At 66.5% G+C, this 17420-nt stretch carries 13 protein-coding genes and 1 pseudogene; 6 read left to right on the top strand and 8 right to left on the bottom strand.

The genetic code is table 11. The features are described 5' to 3' along the window. Window positions 1-2 precede the first annotated feature (2 nt). Window positions 3-1061 (top strand): glycosyltransferase, encoded by a 1059-nt coding sequence (locus ACZ7LS_RS30420; protein WP_382970186.1) that lies wholly within the window; start codon window positions 3-5, stop codon window positions 1059-1061. Here the strand turns inward: ACZ7LS_RS30420 and ACZ7LS_RS30425 are convergent. From ACZ7LS_RS30425 to ACZ7LS_RS30440, 4 genes are all read right to left on the bottom strand, one after another. Continuing rightward, a complete protein-coding gene (locus ACZ7LS_RS30425) occupies window positions 1031-2071 on the bottom strand; it encodes a phosphotransferase (RefSeq protein ID WP_382878627.1) in 1041 nt (346 codons plus the stop codon). The two genes, ACZ7LS_RS30420 and ACZ7LS_RS30425, sit on opposite strands and share 31 nt — an antisense overlap. Window positions 2072-2317: 246 nt before the next feature. Then, window positions 2318-3361 carry a YaaC family protein gene (locus ACZ7LS_RS30430; protein WP_382970184.1) on the bottom strand — a complete coding sequence of 348 codons (1044 nt, stop codon included), beginning with the start codon at window positions 3359-3361 and terminating at the stop codon, window positions 2318-2320. 61 nt (window positions 3362-3422) lie between these two features. Beyond that, window positions 3423-4628, bottom strand: coding sequence for a hypothetical protein (locus ACZ7LS_RS30435; protein ID WP_382970181.1), 1206 nt, complete (start codon window positions 4626-4628; stop codon window positions 3423-3425). Further along, window positions 4625-5173 carry a DUF4365 domain-containing protein gene (locus tag ACZ7LS_RS30440; RefSeq protein WP_385131652.1) on the bottom strand — a complete coding sequence of 183 codons (549 nt, stop codon included), beginning with the start codon at window positions 5171-5173 and terminating at the stop codon, window positions 4625-4627. Before ACZ7LS_RS30440 ends, ACZ7LS_RS30435 begins: the two co-directional genes overlap by 4 nt. 414 nt (window positions 5174-5587) lie before the next feature. Here ACZ7LS_RS30440 and ACZ7LS_RS30445 point away from each other — a divergent pair, with 414 nt between their 5' ends. Next, a complete protein-coding gene (locus ACZ7LS_RS30445; protein WP_382879397.1) occupies window positions 5588-6586 on the top strand; it encodes a hypothetical protein in 999 nt (332 codons plus the stop codon). A gap of 819 nt (window positions 6587-7405) precedes the next feature. On the opposite strand, the gene ACZ7LS_RS30450 is transcribed toward ACZ7LS_RS30445, so the two are convergent. Next, the gene (locus ACZ7LS_RS30450; RefSeq protein WP_385131655.1) at window positions 7406-8422 is read right to left on the bottom strand and encodes a hypothetical protein; all 1017 of its coding nucleotides are present in this window, start codon (window positions 8420-8422) and stop codon (window positions 7406-7408) included. A gap of 51 nt (window positions 8423-8473) precedes the next feature. Further along, window positions 8474-8764, bottom strand: a pseudogene (locus ACZ7LS_RS30455) (ScoMcrA-related endonuclease); the annotation flags it as partial. A 237-nt stretch (window positions 8765-9001) separates the two neighbouring features. Between ACZ7LS_RS30455 and ACZ7LS_RS30460 the strand changes: the two are divergent. Both ACZ7LS_RS30460 and ACZ7LS_RS30465 read left to right on the top strand, forming a co-directional pair. Further along, the gene (locus tag ACZ7LS_RS30460; protein WP_382970177.1) at window positions 9002-10447 is read left to right on the top strand and encodes an FG-GAP and VCBS repeat-containing protein; all 1446 of its coding nucleotides are present in this window, start codon (window positions 9002-9004) and stop codon (window positions 10445-10447) included. Between the two features lie 316 nt (window positions 10448-10763). Further along, window positions 10764-11675 carry a calcium-binding protein gene (locus ACZ7LS_RS30465; protein ID WP_382522212.1) on the top strand — a complete coding sequence of 304 codons (912 nt, stop codon included), beginning with the start codon at window positions 10764-10766 and terminating at the stop codon, window positions 11673-11675. Between the two features lie 135 nt (window positions 11676-11810). On the opposite strand, the gene ACZ7LS_RS30470 is transcribed toward ACZ7LS_RS30465, so the two are convergent. Beyond that, the gene (locus tag ACZ7LS_RS30470) at window positions 11811-12686 is read right to left on the bottom strand and encodes an adhesin (protein WP_382522213.1); all 876 of its coding nucleotides are present in this window, start codon (window positions 12684-12686) and stop codon (window positions 11811-11813) included. 204 nt (window positions 12687-12890) lie between these two features. Then, window positions 12891-13859: a hypothetical protein gene (locus ACZ7LS_RS30475; RefSeq protein ID WP_385131659.1), complete on the bottom strand. Its 969-nt coding sequence runs from the start codon at window positions 13857-13859 to the stop codon at window positions 12891-12893. Between the two features lie 170 nt (window positions 13860-14029). Here ACZ7LS_RS30475 and ACZ7LS_RS30480 point away from each other — a divergent pair, with 170 nt between their 5' ends. Continuing rightward, window positions 14030-15223, top strand: coding sequence for a CapA family protein (locus ACZ7LS_RS30480; RefSeq protein ID WP_382970283.1), 1194 nt, complete (start codon window positions 14030-14032; stop codon window positions 15221-15223). A gap of 359 nt (window positions 15224-15582) precedes the next feature. After that, window positions 15583-17420 (top strand): HAMP domain-containing protein (locus ACZ7LS_RS30485; protein ID WP_385131662.1); only part of this gene is annotated, 1838 nt, incomplete at its 3' end.

Consider the following 17420-nt stretch of genomic DNA (forward strand, 5'->3'; position numbering starts at 1 on the left):
CCATGCCCACTGCCCTCTTCGCCTGGCGCCGCACCCCACCACCACTCCTCATCGGAGGCGCCGAAGTCACGCAGCAACTCCTGGCCGAAGAACTCGCGGCCGCCGGCTGGCAGGTCGTCTACCTGGGGTCCCACCAGGCACCCTGGGACCAGACCCCACAACTCCCCCAGCTACGAAGCCTGCTCGATGCACGTCAGACCCCATACGAGGAGGCCAAGGGGGTGCTCCGCTACCGCTGGAACGGAGTGGACTGCATCGCCGCACCACAGCATCAAATCGGCACCGCCCTGCACGAGCTGCTGACCGGCCTGCGCCCCGATGTTGTGTTCACCTCTCAAGAGAGCGCGGCGGACCTCGCCGAACAGGCCCGGCCTTCTGCGCTTGTCGCAGGCATCCTGCACTCCGTATCGAAGACCGGCCTCGGGGTCCTGACGGGACGCCCTCAATACGGCCTGGCTGTCTCGAAGTTCGTGCTCGGCCGAGCACGCCACCATCTCGGTACACGTCTCGCCGTCTTCTACCCGCCGTTCGTGCAGCCCTCGCGTGGTACAAACGTGCTGCGGACGGAGGCGGTGCTGATGGTCAACCCGATCCCGGCGAAGGGTTCTGCCCTCCTCCACGAGGTCATCCGCATGATGCCCGAGCAGCACTTCACGCTGGTCGAAGGCTGGTGGCACAACGCCGAAGATTTCGCGGCCTACCCGAACGTGGCCTACGTCCCTCGCACCTACGACATGGACGCTCTCTACCGAATCCATCGCCTGCTGCTGGTGCCATCCACGGTGGAGGACGCGTTCCCCCGGGTGATCGTCGAAGCCGCGCTGCACGGCACCCCCAGCATCGGCAGCGACAGAGGCGGCATCCCGGAAGCCATCGGCCCACACGGAATCGTCCTGCCTCACACGGCGGGACCACGGGCCTGGGCGAACGCCATCAACGCTGCCGACCATCACGCCCTCGGCCAGCAAGCCCGAGGCCACGCGGCGCGCCTCACCCGCCCCAGGCTGCCAGAGCTCGAAGCCATCGGGATCTACCCTGCGGCGAACGCGTCCTCGACCTGATCGAGCCGCTCCGTCCACCAGTGCAGCAGCGCCTCGTCCGCCGTGAAGAGACCATCGAACGAGAATTCACCGCGGTCGTAATGGAACTCCAGCTGCCAGAAGTCCGTCATCCGCTTCCACCACAGCCGACGGGCACCATCAGCCAGCGCCGACGTCTCCAGCGGCACCACCGAGCGGTAGCCACGAACGAACTCTGAGACCCGCGCGAGGTCGAGCACCCCGTCCACACCGAACTGCACCTGGGCCGTCCGCACGACCTCCTCGGCGTACGGTCGGACGCCAACACGGTCCCAATCGAGGATGGCAGCCAGATCTCCGCCCTCCCACAGCAGATTCCGGTGCTGGACATCGCCGTGCGTCCACCCCTGGGGGCCCGCAGGGACCTCGTCGTGTGGCCGGCGGCCGGCGTGCTTGCGGATAAGCACGCCTCGCTTCTCCAGAGCGACCGTCGCGGCCGCGTCGAACGCGCTGCCCGTGCCCTTGTCTCCCACCGCTCCGGACAGCCGCTCCAACTTCTCCACCGCGCGTTCCTGCGTCGTCACATCCGCGGTCACCGTCTCGGGCATCGCCAGCAGTCCTCGATCACAGGCCCGGCCCAGCCCCTTGTGAAGGCGCCCCAGGTGCGCCCCCAGGGAAGCAGCCTGGGACAGGCTGAGGTCGACACCTCGGAGGTGAGCGCCGGCCGCCCACGGGAACAGGCACCAAACACCGCCGCCGGCCTCGGCCACCAATGCCCCGGAGTCGGTGCACACGGGAGCAACGACCGGGATGCCATCGGAAGCCAGTGAAGCCAGCACCCCAAGATTGCGGACTAGCTGATCAAGCGCCACATCGGTGACCCGCTTGAGTGCGAATACTCCGGCTGGGGTGTCCACCTTCCAATTCGCGTTCATCAGCCCATCGGCGAGGTAGCACCTCTCCCGCACCTCTTCGAGGCCGAAAGCGCTGGTCAACTCGGCGAGGACGCTGGCTTGGATCTCAGTCCTGTCCGTCACGGACGCATCAGTCACGTGAAGGACGATACGCGGGATGGATGGCTCCAGTCACGGTGCTCACGGCTTGCCTTGCTGATGCACTTCCGCTTGGCGTCAATAAAGGTCATGTCCTTTCGTTGGAGCCCGAGACAATCAGCTCCCTCCCCCATGAAGCGCACCCCCAACCAGATAAAAAACAATAGAACTTTCCCTGTTTTATTCGATAACCACGCGCAGCACACGCTCGGGAACCCGACATTTTCGTACCCCTGTGGGCGCACTTCAACTGCCCGATACATCCTTAATCGCAATAAGCGCAAGGTGAGGGATTACACCAATCGCGTTTTCGAGCAAGTTTTCAATGGCATTGGCAGTACCCGACGTGTCGATATCAATCATCGCCGCCCAGCCAGCGGGCTCGTAGCGCGCCAAAATCGACAGCCCAAAGAGAACTGCCCACCATACTAGAAATGGATGGACGGATTCCGCCATACCGTCCAGAGCGGGAAATACGTACGCGTCACTCGGACCTCGATACAGAGTAGCCCGCTCCATGACTTCTGCCGCTCCCTCCTCGGCTTGCGCGTGAGCCTCAAGCTTCGACGGCAGGTAGATCTGCAGCGAGTTGACGACCCCCTGCTTCTGCCACTGAATAACATCAGGAACGTCGGGAGTATTAGACCAGCCATTCAACGATGGGTAATGCGCCAGAAAACTCTCTAGCGCAGACGCATCTACATCAACAGCAGCTTTCACTTCTGCAGGTATCGGCATCAAAGAAACCCGACACCAACGTTTGTCATTTCGGTGCACCAACGCACCTGCATGAAAATTGAGCGCAGGAAACGCGCCAACGCTCGCAAGAGGCACCGGCTGCCCTTCTGGAATTAGTGGCCACAATTCACCTAGTGACAATTTACTCTTGGCTGCGAGCGGGGGAACCCCCATTGCGCGAGCAACCCCGGCCAAGGAGCCGTTTTCATGAGGGACGACCTGCACGCAAGCGAGCCCATTTCGTACGTCGAGGTTCTTTGTGCCAATGCCGTGCCCTTTAAGTAGCCACTCTTCCCCGGAAAGGGCGCTAGACGCAGCCGAGATCGCTCGACCAAACTGCGATAGTGAGTAAAAAATCTGCACGGGCCGAGTGGCTGGCCCCGCGGACTCCGCGGCCTCCATGAACTGTTGCGCCTGCTCCAGGGCTGCAGTGAAAACAGCCGACCGGTCAGGGTTGGTGCGCCCAGGCCCGACAACCCCCGTACGTAGCCCACGAAGGTCTCGCCAAACTTCTCGACGTGAAGGCAGTGAAAGATCTCGCCACGTGGCCACGGGCCCTCCATATTCAGTGATCGAAGTTAACCAGCCTGCCCCGGAGCGACTCTCCAGTCTGCTAGAAAAGAGGATGCTGATCAGAGCTGGGAGATTCAGCAGCAGATCGGACCGTTTCCATGGGGATCAGGTCAATTCGTTCTGGGTCGTACAACCAGTAATACCGACCCTCAATCTCCTGGCGCCCTGTCACTCGAATAGCCATGTTGTCTCGATGGGCGTCCATGGCGAGATCATAGTCCTCCGCCTTAAGCCTCACACGCATCTTTTTTGCGGTGGTGCCCGACAACACGTTAATACGAATCAGTCCAGGACGACCGAACTGTGGCCGCTCGAGGAGCGTTACCGCACCCACAACCGTAACCCTTCGGGGCCGTGTCGTGGCAGCAAGGACATTGCCAGCAGTCTCAAGAATAGGATAGTCAGCTGGCGAAAACTCCATTTTGTGCGACTCGACACGAGCGTCGGAAAATAGGTCGGCCGCTACATTCATTTCAATTCCCACCTCAGCACCATCGGAGTCTCTGACGAGATCCCGAACCGCTTGTGTGATCTCGAAACAGAAACCCCTATTCACGCTGTCTAGAAATCCTGCACTAGATCCAGTGCTCGAAAAGTGGTCAACCACCTCCCTCGTCGCTTGGAGGACATCAACCAGACCCCGGGTAATGTCCCGCCCGGTATGCGTTCCCGTGGACGGGAGCGTGTCCCCTGGGTGCAGCTTCTTTTCCGTGAAAACTTCCTGCGGAGGCACATAGGCAGTCACCACATAACTACCCACCTCAGTTTGCCCCATCAAGACCGACTCCAAGAACGAACGAGCCAGGTGCGCATTAGAATTGCCGTAGTAAGCTAGCCTGGATTTGCGTGATTTTGCAGCAACGGCCATCGATTTACGTGCCGCTGAATGCAAGTCCTCTCCGGCCAGCCATTGGATCGTCCCCTGAAACGTTCTCGCTTCTTTATGGAATTTCATCTCGTCGCCGAGCACGTGCGCAGCTGCAGCTTTCTCCATCAGCGCTCGTAGGCGAGCGCTTCCAAGCTTCCACGCCTGCGCAACGGCCTGAGCAAGTAACTCCGAGTAGTCTGCGAGATTATCATTTTGAGGAAGAAGCAAACTTGCTGCCCGCTCTCGACCCGCTGGCCTCCAGCGACTGTAAACGCTCTCTTGACCACCGAATTTCTCCCACCCGGTGATTTCTAGGAGATGTGCAAGTTGCGCATCGTTGAGTCGGGCGGCAATTCCCTCATAACTTGGGAAAATCATGGGGCCCCTCCCTGCCCAATTCTTTCCATGATCTCACACAGCGCCACGTCATCAAATATCTGCGCAGTCGAGACCCTAATGGAGGATGAATCTACACCCGTCGGAGCCACGCCCGTAACGCTTCGCCAGTAAGCACAATGCCTCAGGGAAAGGTAATCATGACTCGCCTCAACCCAACCAGCAAATTCTTTAGGAACAATCATCGCCACAAGTATTCGATGAACGGCGACCGGAGTGCGAGCCATCATTGCAAGTCTGTCATTTTTTAAGTTTACAGAAACGAATCCATTGGGAGGATTGGGGGCGGAAGTCCAAGTGCTCTTGAGCTGAATCTTCAAGTCGATCTGGCAATCAACTACATGGGCTGATGACGAATGAGTCAGCTGCCAGTCGATCCCATCGTCTGGCTCTGGCTTCGCCATCGTGCATCCAGACGCTGCCGCTACCGCCCTGAGGTAGCTGTCCTGGAGCATCTCCATCCGGTCCTTCTGCCTCAGGTCTCCGCGCAACGGCTCGGCTGGCCTGGGCTCACTCACGCTCAACATCCGTGCAGCTCTCCCCCTGATCTACAAGGCCCTCACCGTAAGCCGCCGTTCGGCTCATGGGTAGAGGGTGCGGCACTGTGCGTGTCCACGCTGCTACCCCATCGCTCGTGCGGGGACCCCTGACAGAGCCTCGGCAGCTTCCGAGGCTCAGGCTGCGCAAGACGAGCAGATGAAGTGGCTGATGACGACCAACGCGGGCGGGAAGGCAAGGGTCCGCTAGAGCTGAGCCCTGCCGCCTACATGGTCAGACCGCCGAAGCCATCTGAAGGCGCGTTCAGGTCCTGATCAACACGGCATCCAAGTTGGCAACGCCGGCCGAGCATGCAGCTGGGCGCCTAACTAAGGGCTGGCGCTGGCTGCCAACATTGGAACGACGATGAACCGCATCGGTTCAACAAGAGAAGGGTCTTCTGAATGTCGAACCCGATCGCCAAGCACGCCGCGGAGCTGATGGACGCTATCCAGACAGGGCCGATACGCACTGAATGGCATTGGTTGGGCTACAACTTCACCCCGAAGACACCCGGCTTCGTCGCGGTGGGGATACCAACAGTGATGGCGCTGGCGACCGGCGACGCGGTGATGCCGGGCTTCGCCAAGGAGCAGCTCAAACGCCTGGAGTCGTTCGGCGGAGTGGACCGGAGCCAGGGGCACTACCAGCAGATTCTGGCTTGGTACGCCGAAGTGCTGGTCGTGGCACACCTGGCCGCCTACGCGTGGCCAGCTTCGGCCAAGTTCGAGATGGAGCCCGTTGCCGGCGGGTCGAAGGCGAATCCCGAGGTCGTCATCACGCTCGATGGCTTCGGCGCACTCGGGGTAGAGGTTAAAGCCGCGGACCTGAGGACACATGCGAAACATCGGTCGTCGAACAGCTTGCAGCTGAACGGGCGCATCGGGGTACCCCCGAAGTCCCTCGGCGGGTCCGTTACGCTTCCTCGCGACAACCCGGTGAAGGACTTCCTGGTTAGTGCAGACAAGAAGTTCGCCGGATTTCGCGCAACTGACCCGGACTTTCGATCGGTTCTGGTCCTGGTGTGGGATGACTTCGTCAACGAGCCTCTGACGGCGTTGACGTCTCCGGCTTCGGGGTTGTTCACCCCGAACTCGTTCCATCGTACTGATGGTGGTGCGGCAGTGTTTCGGAACGTCGACGCGGTCCTGCTGGTCAGGCATCAGCATCAGGTGGTGGAGGGCTTGGCGGGCCGCCCACTGGTCGATGACCGAGCGCATCTTCTGGACTACGGCCTTCCCGGAAGATTCCCTCCGCATGCGTTGGTGACGAACCCGGCGGGGCGCCTAATGCCAGCTGAGTTTCTGTCAGCGTTGCACGCTGTCCCGGTTGAGGTGTTGAACGCTGCGGCAGAGTACAACCCGGGCGAGATCGTGATGTGGGTCGACGGCGCCGAAGACTAGTTCCCGGCGACCACACCGAGCCGGGTGAGTGGCAGCGGACGGGGCGTAGGCCCAACCCCCTCCGTGGCCGCGATGCACTGGAGACTGCCGGCCATCTGGACAGCGGAGGGGCCAACCCCAACGGGTAGCACCTGCAGGTTGCGGTGACGCGGTCCCCAGTGGTTGCCCGCCCCGCGTGCATCCCAGGAAGCGGTCTACCGCCGAAGCCTGCAGCAGGTCGGGACCGTGATCATGGCGTGCGCCGCCGGGCCGCCAGCGGAAATTACCCCTACTGCCGAGACGCCGGTGCCTGACTCCACTCACGCGCACGCGCGTGAGCAATGCGTGAGCGGACAGTGCGACACAAGGTGTCATCGGCCGGATCGAGGGCCAAACTCTGGGTCGCTGACCAGGCACGACAGCATTGCGCGGCATGCCTAGGCACCCCCCGGCAAGGATTCGATCCCACTCCTAAAGCGGGTGTCGCAGGTTCGAATCCTGCCGGGGGCACAGAGAAGCTCCAGGTCAGGGGCCCTTCCGCCCAGTGGGCGGGAGGGCCCCCGCGTTTGCGGCATACGCATGGCACCCATGCCGGATGCCCGGCACGGATGAGCCGGCCCGGCGTCGGTACGGGAAGTTGATCGAACGCCTTGAGTCGCTGATGCGGGGCGCCCTCAGGCGCGAGTATCGGGGCCGGCACGGGCAGCTGGTCCCGGGCAGCTGCGATCTTGCGGGGACGAGCGAGTCAAGGATGTCCGAGGAGATCGAGTAGCCGGCCGAGGACGCGGCAGTCGAGGCGATGGAGGGGCCGGCCAGGGGGCGCGTCCGGACAGGGCGCCATCAGGGACTCGGCTCGCGCGACTCCCACATGCTTCGCATCTGCTCACGGGCCCGGTCGGGAGCGGGGACTCGTTCAAAGACACCCGGGGCAGCCCGATGAATGACGTCGATCCCGTAGTGGTGCAGAAGGTGGAGCTCCTTAGGCCCGAGAGGTTGGGGGAAGAGTGCTGTGAGGCGGCCGACCACGCCGGGCGCGTATCGCGCGTAGTCGAGCAGTTGGGCCAGTGCCTCACGTACGTAGCCACGCTCGACGCGCGACTTCGCCTCGATGAGTTCGTATCCCTCGGGACCGTTCAAGAAGATGTCACAGATGCCCGCCGCACGGGCGAATCGTTTCACTGTGGTGTCGGTGAGCATTCCGCGGAATTCGATGACCAACGCCGACTCGTCGCGGTCGAAGAGAACCTGTTGCGCGGCTCGCTCGACCGTCGTGGAGCGGGTGTGCTGGCGCTCCACCGGCAACTCGCGGACCGTGCCGGGCGGCGTCACGGCCCCGGCGTCCTCCAGGGCCTTTCTGGTGGTGATGAGCAGACCGTCGATTCCCGCACGAGCCTGCTCACCGGACAGCACCAATTGGCCTGGGTACTGGAAGTTCGGCTTGTAGCCGAGGAGAGCGCTCAGCGTCGCGTATGGGATCTCCGCCGGCCCGAACTGGCGCAGGCTGTAGACCGTGTGCCAGCTCTCGCCGCCCTGCTTCGGCGGCCACATCACATCAGCGAAGGACCCGTTCCGGAAGAAGGCCCCGATCTCGCCGATGGCACACACGTGGTTCTTGCCGGTGAACAGCACCACGTCACCCGTAGAGACATGCTCCATCTTGCCGTCGTGGCCTGACGTGGCACCCCAGAAGCGGGCCCGCCCCTCCGGGTGCAGCTCCTTCAGACGGTCCAGCTGGTCGTCCGTCAGCTGCCCGGCGTACGGGGGTTCGGTGAACGGAACCGGCTGGTCCAGAGTGTCCTTCCAGTGTCGGCGCGACTCGGCACCGCCGAACGCCGGGGAGACCAACAGACGGGTCACGAAGCTTGAATCGGCAGGTGCCTTCCCCGTTCGGGGTCCCTCGACACGGAAGCCAAGTCGGTTGAGTACGGCGACAATTGTCGCGGCGCCTCCGGAGAAGTCACCCGATTGCAATGCGTGACCCCGCACATGACGGTGGGCCACACCGACGATGGCCTTGGATTCATACCGACGGCCGTTATGGAGAATCAGGTAACGTCGAGCAGGCTTGAATCCGTACTTGGCGAGGAACGCCTCCCGGCCGCGGTCGTCATACTCCGCCGGTGTCTGCGACGCAGACGGCCGGTATCGGCTCCCAGTTGGAGTGCTTCCCGCATGGCTCCCCGCGTTGCGCCGGATCAACCGAACCTCGCGTGCAGACGGTGATACGGATCGTGAGGGGAGCCGGGCGAGGCCCGTACATCGAACGGTGCGGCTCCGTGGGTGTGCGGAGCGGGTGCCGGGGTTCGAATCCTGCCGGGGGCCCGTACAACCTCCGGGGCCCTTCAGGGGTCACCTCTGCGTCCATGTCGTCGGTTCGGGATACCGACTCGGATGGCCGTCACGGCGTCCGGCGTGCCGTAGGAGAAGAAGACACGCATGCAGCAGCACCTTCGTACCATCCTCGCGACCACCGCCTCGGCCGCCCTCGTCAGTGGGCTGCTTCTCGCCGCCGGGGGGAGCGCCGTTGCCGCGCCGGCCGGGGTGCCGGGCGACTTCAATGGCGACGGTTACCGCGATCTCGCGATCGCCGCGCCCCTCGGGAAGATCAGTGGAAAGGCGGGGGCCGGGTATGTGGCCGTCGTCTACGGGACCAAGAACGGGCTCGACAAGTCCAAGCGCACCCTCATCAGCCAGGCCACCAGCGGTATTCCGGGGACGCCCGAGACGGGTGACTACTTCGGCGACCGGCTCACCACCGGGGACCTCGACGGCGACGGCTACACCGACCTGGTGGTCGGCGTGCATGCCGAGCGGATCGGCGATTCCGACTCCTTCGGCGTTCTCACCGTCGTCTGGGGCGGCGCGAGCGGGCTGAAGTCCGGGGTGGACATTTCCGCGCCGCTGCCCACGTACCGGAACGAACTCGGCTGGGGCCTCGCCACCGGTGACTTCGACGGCGACGGGCGCACCGACCTGGCCGCCGTCAATATCGCCGCACCCGAGCTGAACATCTTCAAGGGACCCGTCTCCCGGACCGGCAAGGCCGCGGGCCTCGCCGGGATCGACACGTACAGCCAGACCGGCATCAACGCCGACAGGATCGTCGCGGGGAACGTCAACGGCGACGGCGCGACCGACCTGCTGGTCATGGGCCAGGAGGAGAGCGGCGACGCGTACCGGACCCGCAGCGTCCTCTACAAGGGGGGCAAGACCGGCCTCAAGGCGTCGAGCAAGGTCGCCGGGGGGTACGAGGCGGTCATCGCCGATGTCGACAAGGACGGTTACGGCGACATCGTCACCGGCAACTTCATGGAGAAGTCCGCCGACGAGCCGAACGGCGGTCTCGGGGGCGCGGTCACCGTGACGTACGGCAGCGCCGCCGGACTGTCCACCCGTACGCCGGTCCGTATCACCCAGGACACCACCGGAATTCCCGGTACCGCCAAGAAGGGCGACCGCTTCGGCTGGAGTCTGGCCGCGGGTGACACCAACCGCGACGGCTACGCGGATGTCGCGATCGGCGCGCCGGGCGAGGCCACCGGGAGCAAGCGGGGTACGGGCACGGTCACCGTGCTGCGGGGCTCCGCCAAGGGGCTGACCGGTACTGGTTCCAAGAGCTTCACGCAGGACACGGCGGGCGTGCCCGGTGCCGCCGAGGCCGAGGATCAGTTCGGCGCCTCCGTCGAACTCACGGACAGCGACAAGGACGGCCGCGCGGAGCTGGTGGCCGGCGCCTTCGCCGAGAACGAGGGCGCGGGGTCGGTCTGGCTCTTCAAGTCCGGTACGAGCGGTATCACCGCCACCGGTTCGGCGACCTTCGGCGCGGCCTCGGTCGGCGGGCCCTCCGGTCTGTCGTACTTCGGCGACGTCCTCGCCGGATAGGGCGCGGCAGCACGGCACGCGGCACAGGGCCGGACCCCGGTGGGTCCGGCCCTGTGCCGTCCGTGCGCGCGAGGGGAGTGCGAGAGACGCTTTCCGCGCCGCATTCTCCTCGCCTTCATGAATTTCTGCTGAACTGCGCCCGAAAAAGAATTGCCATATCGCGGCCCATCGGCCAAACAGCGCTGGTCAGTGAATATTCGGTCCGCCGCGCCACAGATACGCGGATATACACCGAGTGCGTTGGGTGCAACCAACTCCAATCCCAGGCGGTCACTAGTAATTGTAAGAACCACATACGCCTCACGGAGGTTTGCACATGCCCTCTCCCCTCGTCAGCCACCGGGTCGTACGTGCCGCATCGGCACTGACGCTGGCTCTCGGTACGGGGCTGGTCGCTCCGCTCCTCCTGGCCGGTACGGCCGGCGCCGCGGCGCCGTCGGCCACCGCCGCGTTCAGCTCGACCGACCACGCGATCCTCTACACGGCCGCCGCCGGCCAGACCAACAAGGTGAGCGTCACCGCGTCGAGGGCCAGCGGCACCGCGGAGATCACCTATGTGATCGACGACTCCGTGCCGATCACCGCGGGCACCGACTGCGTCCACCCCAGCAGCGCGGACCGGACCAAGGTCTCGTGCACGGTCGCCGCTCTGGACAGTCAGGACCCGTACGCCACCCTGAAGTTGGTGCTCGGCGACGGCGACGATGTCGTCACCTACAACAACACCACCGACGAAACGTACTACTTCGCCTCCATCGACCTCGGCGCCGGCAAGGACACTCTGACCGAAAAGGGCGGTGTCAACGGCAACTACGTCCTCGGTGGAGCGGGCGACGACAACCTCACGGTGGACGAGACCACCGTGGTCTCCGGTGGTGACGGCAACGACACCATCCGCGCCGCCCGCGGAACCATAGCCCTGGGTGGCGACGGCAACGACACGATCTACTCCAACGGCGACGACAGCGCCGCCGACGGTGGCGCGGGCGACGACGAGATCCACGGCGACGCGGGCGATCAGAGGCTGGAGGGCGGCGACGACAACGACACGATCCACGGCGGCGCCGGAAACGACTTCATCTACGGCGGGAAGGGCAACGACATCCTGCACGGCGAGGGCGGCAACGACACGATCTACGGGAACAGCGGGGACGACGAGCTGTACGGCGGCCCCGGCACGGACACCCTCTCCGGCGGCCCCGGCACGAACGTCGTCCACCAGGACTGACCACGCCTGGCCGCCGGAACCGGCCACGTCACAACGCCCGGTGCACGGCGCGGCTCACCAGGCCGTGCCGTGCTCCGGTAGCGGCAGCAGCGGCAGCAGCGGCAGCAGCCGCAGCGGCAGCGGCCCGTAGCCACGTCACGTGCAGTTGAGGTTCATCTGGGCCGCCGCGTGGTGGGCGCCGTAGCGGTCTTCGCCTCCCCAGTCCCTGCCGCGGTCGAGGAGCTGGACCGAGAAGGACTCGCCCTCGACCCGGTAGCTGCCGACGCTCACCAGGCTGCCGCGGTGGGCGGTCTGGCGTACGCCGAAGGCCGCGTACGCGGACGAGGTGTCGGCGGGATCGCGCAGGACGCGGTAGACGGTGGGGTGGCCCGCGGTGTCGGCGGGGCGGCCACTGTCCGGGACGTAGACGGCCAGCGCGCACTGCTCGTACGCCTTGCCCAGCTTCCAGGACCAGGTCGCCGTGGAGCCGCGGTCCTGGGCGGGGCTGCCGGACATGGGGACGGCGGAGAACCGGCCGTCGCACGAACCACCCTCGTAGCCGCCGTCGGTGACGGTGTACCAGGCGGCGTCGCCGTTCTCGAAGCGGCCGTGTTCGGTGTACTCGCCCGAGGCGCAGCCGGGGCCCGCCCACGCCGAGTAGCCCGGCCCGTCGGGGTCGTGGGTCGCGGTCGGTGGCGCGGACGCCGACGCGGTCGGTGCCACCGTCGGAGGGGCGGCCGGGGGCGCGGACTGGGACGGGGCCGGGGGCGCGGATGAGCCTCCACCGCCCAGGCCCGGCAGTTCCGGTGGGCCGATCCTGGTCGGGATCCCGCCGGCCCCCGCACCGCCCGCCCCGCTCACGCCTCCGCCTCCGGCGCTGTCCCCGGAGCCGGTGACCAGGGCGAGTGTCGCGCCCAGGGTGCCCAGCGCCAGTGCCACCACCGCGACCGTCACCAGCGGGCGCTTGCGCGAGCGGCGGCCGTCGTCATGGGCCGCGTGCCGCTCGGGCCCGCCCGCCGCGGTGTCGCACACGGGGCACACCACGCCCGGCAGCGATACTCCCCGGCCGCTCCCGCACCGTTCGCACCTCATGCCGCCCCACTATGGGGGATCCCGCCACTCTCCGGCAGCGGAAGCTCACGATTGGCCGGTTGCCCCGTACCCACCGTCAGAACACACCATCAGGTCACCGGGTCACCGGGCCGTCGACCAGCACGGGGGGGCCGACGCGGAGAACTAGCCCCCCGCCGTCGCCTTCCCCGTCGCCTTCCCCGTCGCCTTCCCCTCCGCTTTCCACTCCGCGACCGCCGTCGTCATCGCCGCGACCACCCGGCGGCCACGAGCCGTGTCCACCCGGACCGTACGGCTGAACTCCACGTGGATGAACGGGACTCCGTCGTCCGCCGCGAGCCTGCCCTGCTTGTTCGTGCGCCCCGCCAGCGGGCACTTGGCCGACCAGGCGCGGCACACCCGGAACCCGTCGTCCGCCAGGGCCCGCGCCAGGGTGACGGCCTGCGGGCGGCCGTCGTCGCCCGCGCCCGTGGACACCACCGCGTCGTGCGCCCGTGACGTCTCGTCCGCGAAGCCGTGGACCTGGATGCCGGGAAGTCCGCGGGCGACGAGTTCCGCGCAGACCGCGTGGAAGACCGTGTCGGTACGGTGCGCGACGTCCGCGGCGTTCCCCTCGCCCGCCGCGCGATGCGCACCGGCCATGACCAGCACTCCGCCTGGGGCGCCGCGCAGCACGCCGAAGCCGAGGGTCTCGCTGTACGCGTCGGCGACGGGGTGCGGCACCTGCACCGAGAAGCGGGCGGGCGCGTCGAGGTCGATGTAGACCCGCCCCCAGCCGCGCGCGCCCTCGCGGGCCCGGTCGGCGATCTCCGCGTACCGCCGCCCCTTCACGGTGTCCCGGAGGATGTGTACGCCGAAGTCGACCTCGGCGAGCCTGCGTTCGGCCTCACCGCGCTTGCCGTCGAGATAGAGTCCGACCCCGGCGGCGACGGTCTCGCGCTCGACGCGGTTGGGCGGCAGAAAGCGGGCACCGGCCACGGTGTCCGTGGCGAATCCCGCGATGCGGCGTTCCAGATCGAGGTCGGTACCGTTGCCGGTGGCGGGTGCGGAGGGGTCGTCGGAGTGCCGGTCCAGGACCGGAGTGACGATCACCACAGCTGCCGCGATCAGGACCCCGACCAGCAGGCTTGCCATGATTGTTATCTTCACGGTCGGAGATCGTGTCATATGACGTTCAAAATACCTATGTGAAACAACCCCTCCCTCTGCTCCGCGGACGACTCGCTCTGCCCCGCGGACGCCGTGCCGCCGGCCGTACGGCCCTCCGCACCGCCGCGACAGCCTGTCTCGCCGCCTCCCTCGCCATGGCCGTCGCGGGTTGTTCCGTACTCGGCTCCGGTGACGGCGGCGCGGACGCCAAGGGGGGCGGAGGCCCGTCGTTCACGGTCGCCGCGGCCGGTGACGTACTGATCCATCCGCCACTGACGGATCAGGCGACGAAGGACGCGAAGGCCATGGGAGGCACGGCCGGGACGCTCGACTTCGCGCCGCTGATGGCCGGAGTGAAGCCGGTGATCAGCAAGGCGGATCTGGCGATCTGCCACATGGAGCCGGTGGTCGCCAAGAAGGGCGGGCCCTACGAGGGGCACCCGAACTTTCAGGTCCCCCCCGAGATCACCACCACGCTCAAGGGCGTCGGCTACGACACCTGCTCGACGGCGTCGAACCACTCGATCGACCACGGCGCCGACGGCGTGAAGCGCACCCTGGACGCGCTCGACGCGGCCGGTGTGCGCCACACGGGCTCGGCCAGGAGCGAGGACGAGTGGCGCACGCCACTCATCACCCAGGTGAAGGGCGTGAAGGTGGCGCAGCTCTCCTTCGCCTATGGATTCGGGGCCGAAGAGGTGCCCGCGGACAAGCCGTGGCTGGTCAACAAGACGTCCTTCAAGGAGATCGCGGCGGCCGAGAAGCGGGCCCGCGCGGCGGGCGCGGAGGTGGTGATCCTCAGCATCCACTGGGGACGTGAGCACCAGAACGCGCCGAGCACCTCGCAGATGAAACTGGCCAAGCGCCTCACGAAGGACACCGGCATCGATCTCGTCATCGGCCACCACTCCCATGTCGTGCAGCCGATGGAGAAGGTCAACGGCACGTGGGTCGCCTACAGTCTCGGCAACCAGGTCGCCCGGCACGAGGTGCCCACCGGGCAGTCCGAGGAGGGTGTCATCGGCTGGTTCACCTTCACCAAGCGCGGTGGCGCGTGGGACGTACGGGCGCAGTACGTGCCGACGTTCGTCGACATCCCGCCGGACCCGGAGGACCCCGAGACGCCCGACAAGCTGCCGGACGGCGCGGTCACGGACTACCGGCTGGTGGATGTGGCGCGGGCGCTCAAGAACGGCAAGCCGGAAAGCGGCACGCCGGACGAGGGGAAGAAGTACACCGAGGTGCAACTCGCCCGTTACCGGCTGGCCTTCGACCGTACACAAGGCACGATGCTGAACCGCGGTGCGGCGAAGGACGGGCTGACACCTCTTGAGGAGCCGCCCAACTAGGCTGATTCCGGAGGTTGTTCGGCCTGCCGGGGTTTCGGGCGCGGATATCGCGCAGCAACGCCCCGCGGCCCGCAATCCCTTCGGTGCGAGGCGCCCTGACGGCAGCTTCCGGCCGGAGGTTCCGCATGTCCGGTACGTAACATCTGTAATACAGATCACACGCGCGACTGTCTGATTTTGCACAACCATTCGACGGCGCGACCAGTCCTAATTTCGCGCGTGGGACGCGTGGGAACGGTGGGGGAAATCCCCCCGTCCCCCTCCTTCCCACACACGCCCGTCTTTATCCGCTTGATCCGCCCGCGCGCACGAACGCGCGCGCTACGGCGCTGCCCGCACCACGCTGAGAGAGGTACCCCATGGCCGTTTCGTCTGCGAAGCGGCGGCACAAGGTCCGCAGACGGGCCGACATGTCGCTCCTGGGCGGCATACGCCCACCGATCGCGGTCCTCTCGGCACTGCTGCTCGCGCTGGCCGGCCTCACGGCCCTGGGCTTCGGCAAGCCGGAGAACGAGGCGCTCCCCAAGGCGGTCCGGATCTCCCAGCAGCACTTCGCCGAGGACGGCGCCATCGCGCTGCGGGCTTCGCTGGACGAGTCGATCACGGACCTCAGCCGGACGGCGGCCCTGTTCAACGCGGGCGATCCGGTCTCCGCCGACACCGTCCTCGACAAGCTCGGGAACGTCTACCAGAAGTGGCGCGGCTCGGCCATCGTCGAGATCAAGTCCGGCAAGCTGCTCGCCGCGCGCGGTGAGAACGTGCCGCTCCTCGCGGTCGACCGGAAGAAGCTGTCCGACGAGGACGGTCTCGCTCCCCGGATGGTGCGGCTGAAGAACGGCGAGACCCGGCTGCTCACCTTCGCCCTGCTGTCGTGGGAAGGACAGCCGCAGCAGCTGCTGGTCACCTCGAACAGCCTGAAGGTCCCCGGCATCAGCCTCGGCAAGTTCCGGGTGATCGCCGTGGCCGACTCGGACGGCACGATCCTCAGCAGCGACGGCCTCCAGATCTCCGCGGAGACCGAATCGGAGAGCATCAAGGACGAGCTGAAGGAGACCGAGAAGCAGCTCAAGGCCTTCGCGAAGCTCGCCGCGCAGAAGTCCGGACAGAACCCCCTCACGACCAAGGAGCCGGGCTCCGGCGGCTTCCTCGGCGTCAGCGGGACGCTGACGGGCCCCCGGATCGCCGGCGAGCGCACGGTCGCGGGATACGCGACGCTCGCGGCGCCCGAGGCGGGCGAGAGCACCGACGCGACCGGCCTCGGTCTCTCCGTGGTCACGCAGGTCGCCGTCCCGGAGAACACCAGTCGGGTGAACGACCCGCTGTTCGGCCTGTTGTCCGCCGCCGCGCTGCTCATCATCGGGGCGCTCGCGGTGGCCCTGCTGCTCGGTACGGTCCAGCGCCCGCTGCTCCGGCTCTTCCTGGAGAGCCGCCGCCTCACCCGGGGTGATCTCACCCGGCCGGTGACCGTGCCCCGGTTCGGCGAGACGCGACGCGTCGGCGACGCGCTGGAACAGCTGCGGCTCCAGCTGCTCGGCGCCCCCGCGCCCGGCGGCTCCGGCACGGGCCCGGCCTCGGACAAGGAAACCGGAACCAACGGCTCCAAGCGGCGCGGACGGCGCGTCGGCACCCGCGCGCTGCTGGCGGGCGGCGGCATCCTGCTGCTGATCTGGTCCGCCCCGATGATGCTGCTCCTCAACCGCGCCGGGGACACCGCCGTCGTACCGCAGCAGCTCGTCAACGACCAGCGCGACCGCACCGACACCGTCACCGACCGCGTACGCCGCGCCCTCAACGAAGGCCACGCCGACCTGCTGTCCGTCGCCACCCTCATCGGCGACCGGACCGGGCCCGCGGACATGGCGAAGGTCCTCGAACGCACCATGACCGAGCACCCGCGCTACCGCTCGCTGTACGTGCTCTCCGCCGACGGCTCCGTCCTCGCCAAGGCGGGCGACAAACCGCAGCACCCCGGCGGCAAGCGCACCAGCACCGACCCGATCGGCATCCTCAGCACCGACGCCAAGGAACCGCAGGTCGCCGGCTACGCCGAACTGCCCGGCCGGGACGGCGCCCTCGTGGTCGGCGAGTTCCGCGTCGACTTCCTCAACTCGCTGCTCAAGCGGCCCGGTCTCGGCCAGATACGGATCGTCGACGCCGAGCGCCGCACCGTGGGCTCCAACACCGGCTACCGCGCGTT

This window comes from Streptomyces sp. NPDC039430, assembly GCF_055639435.1.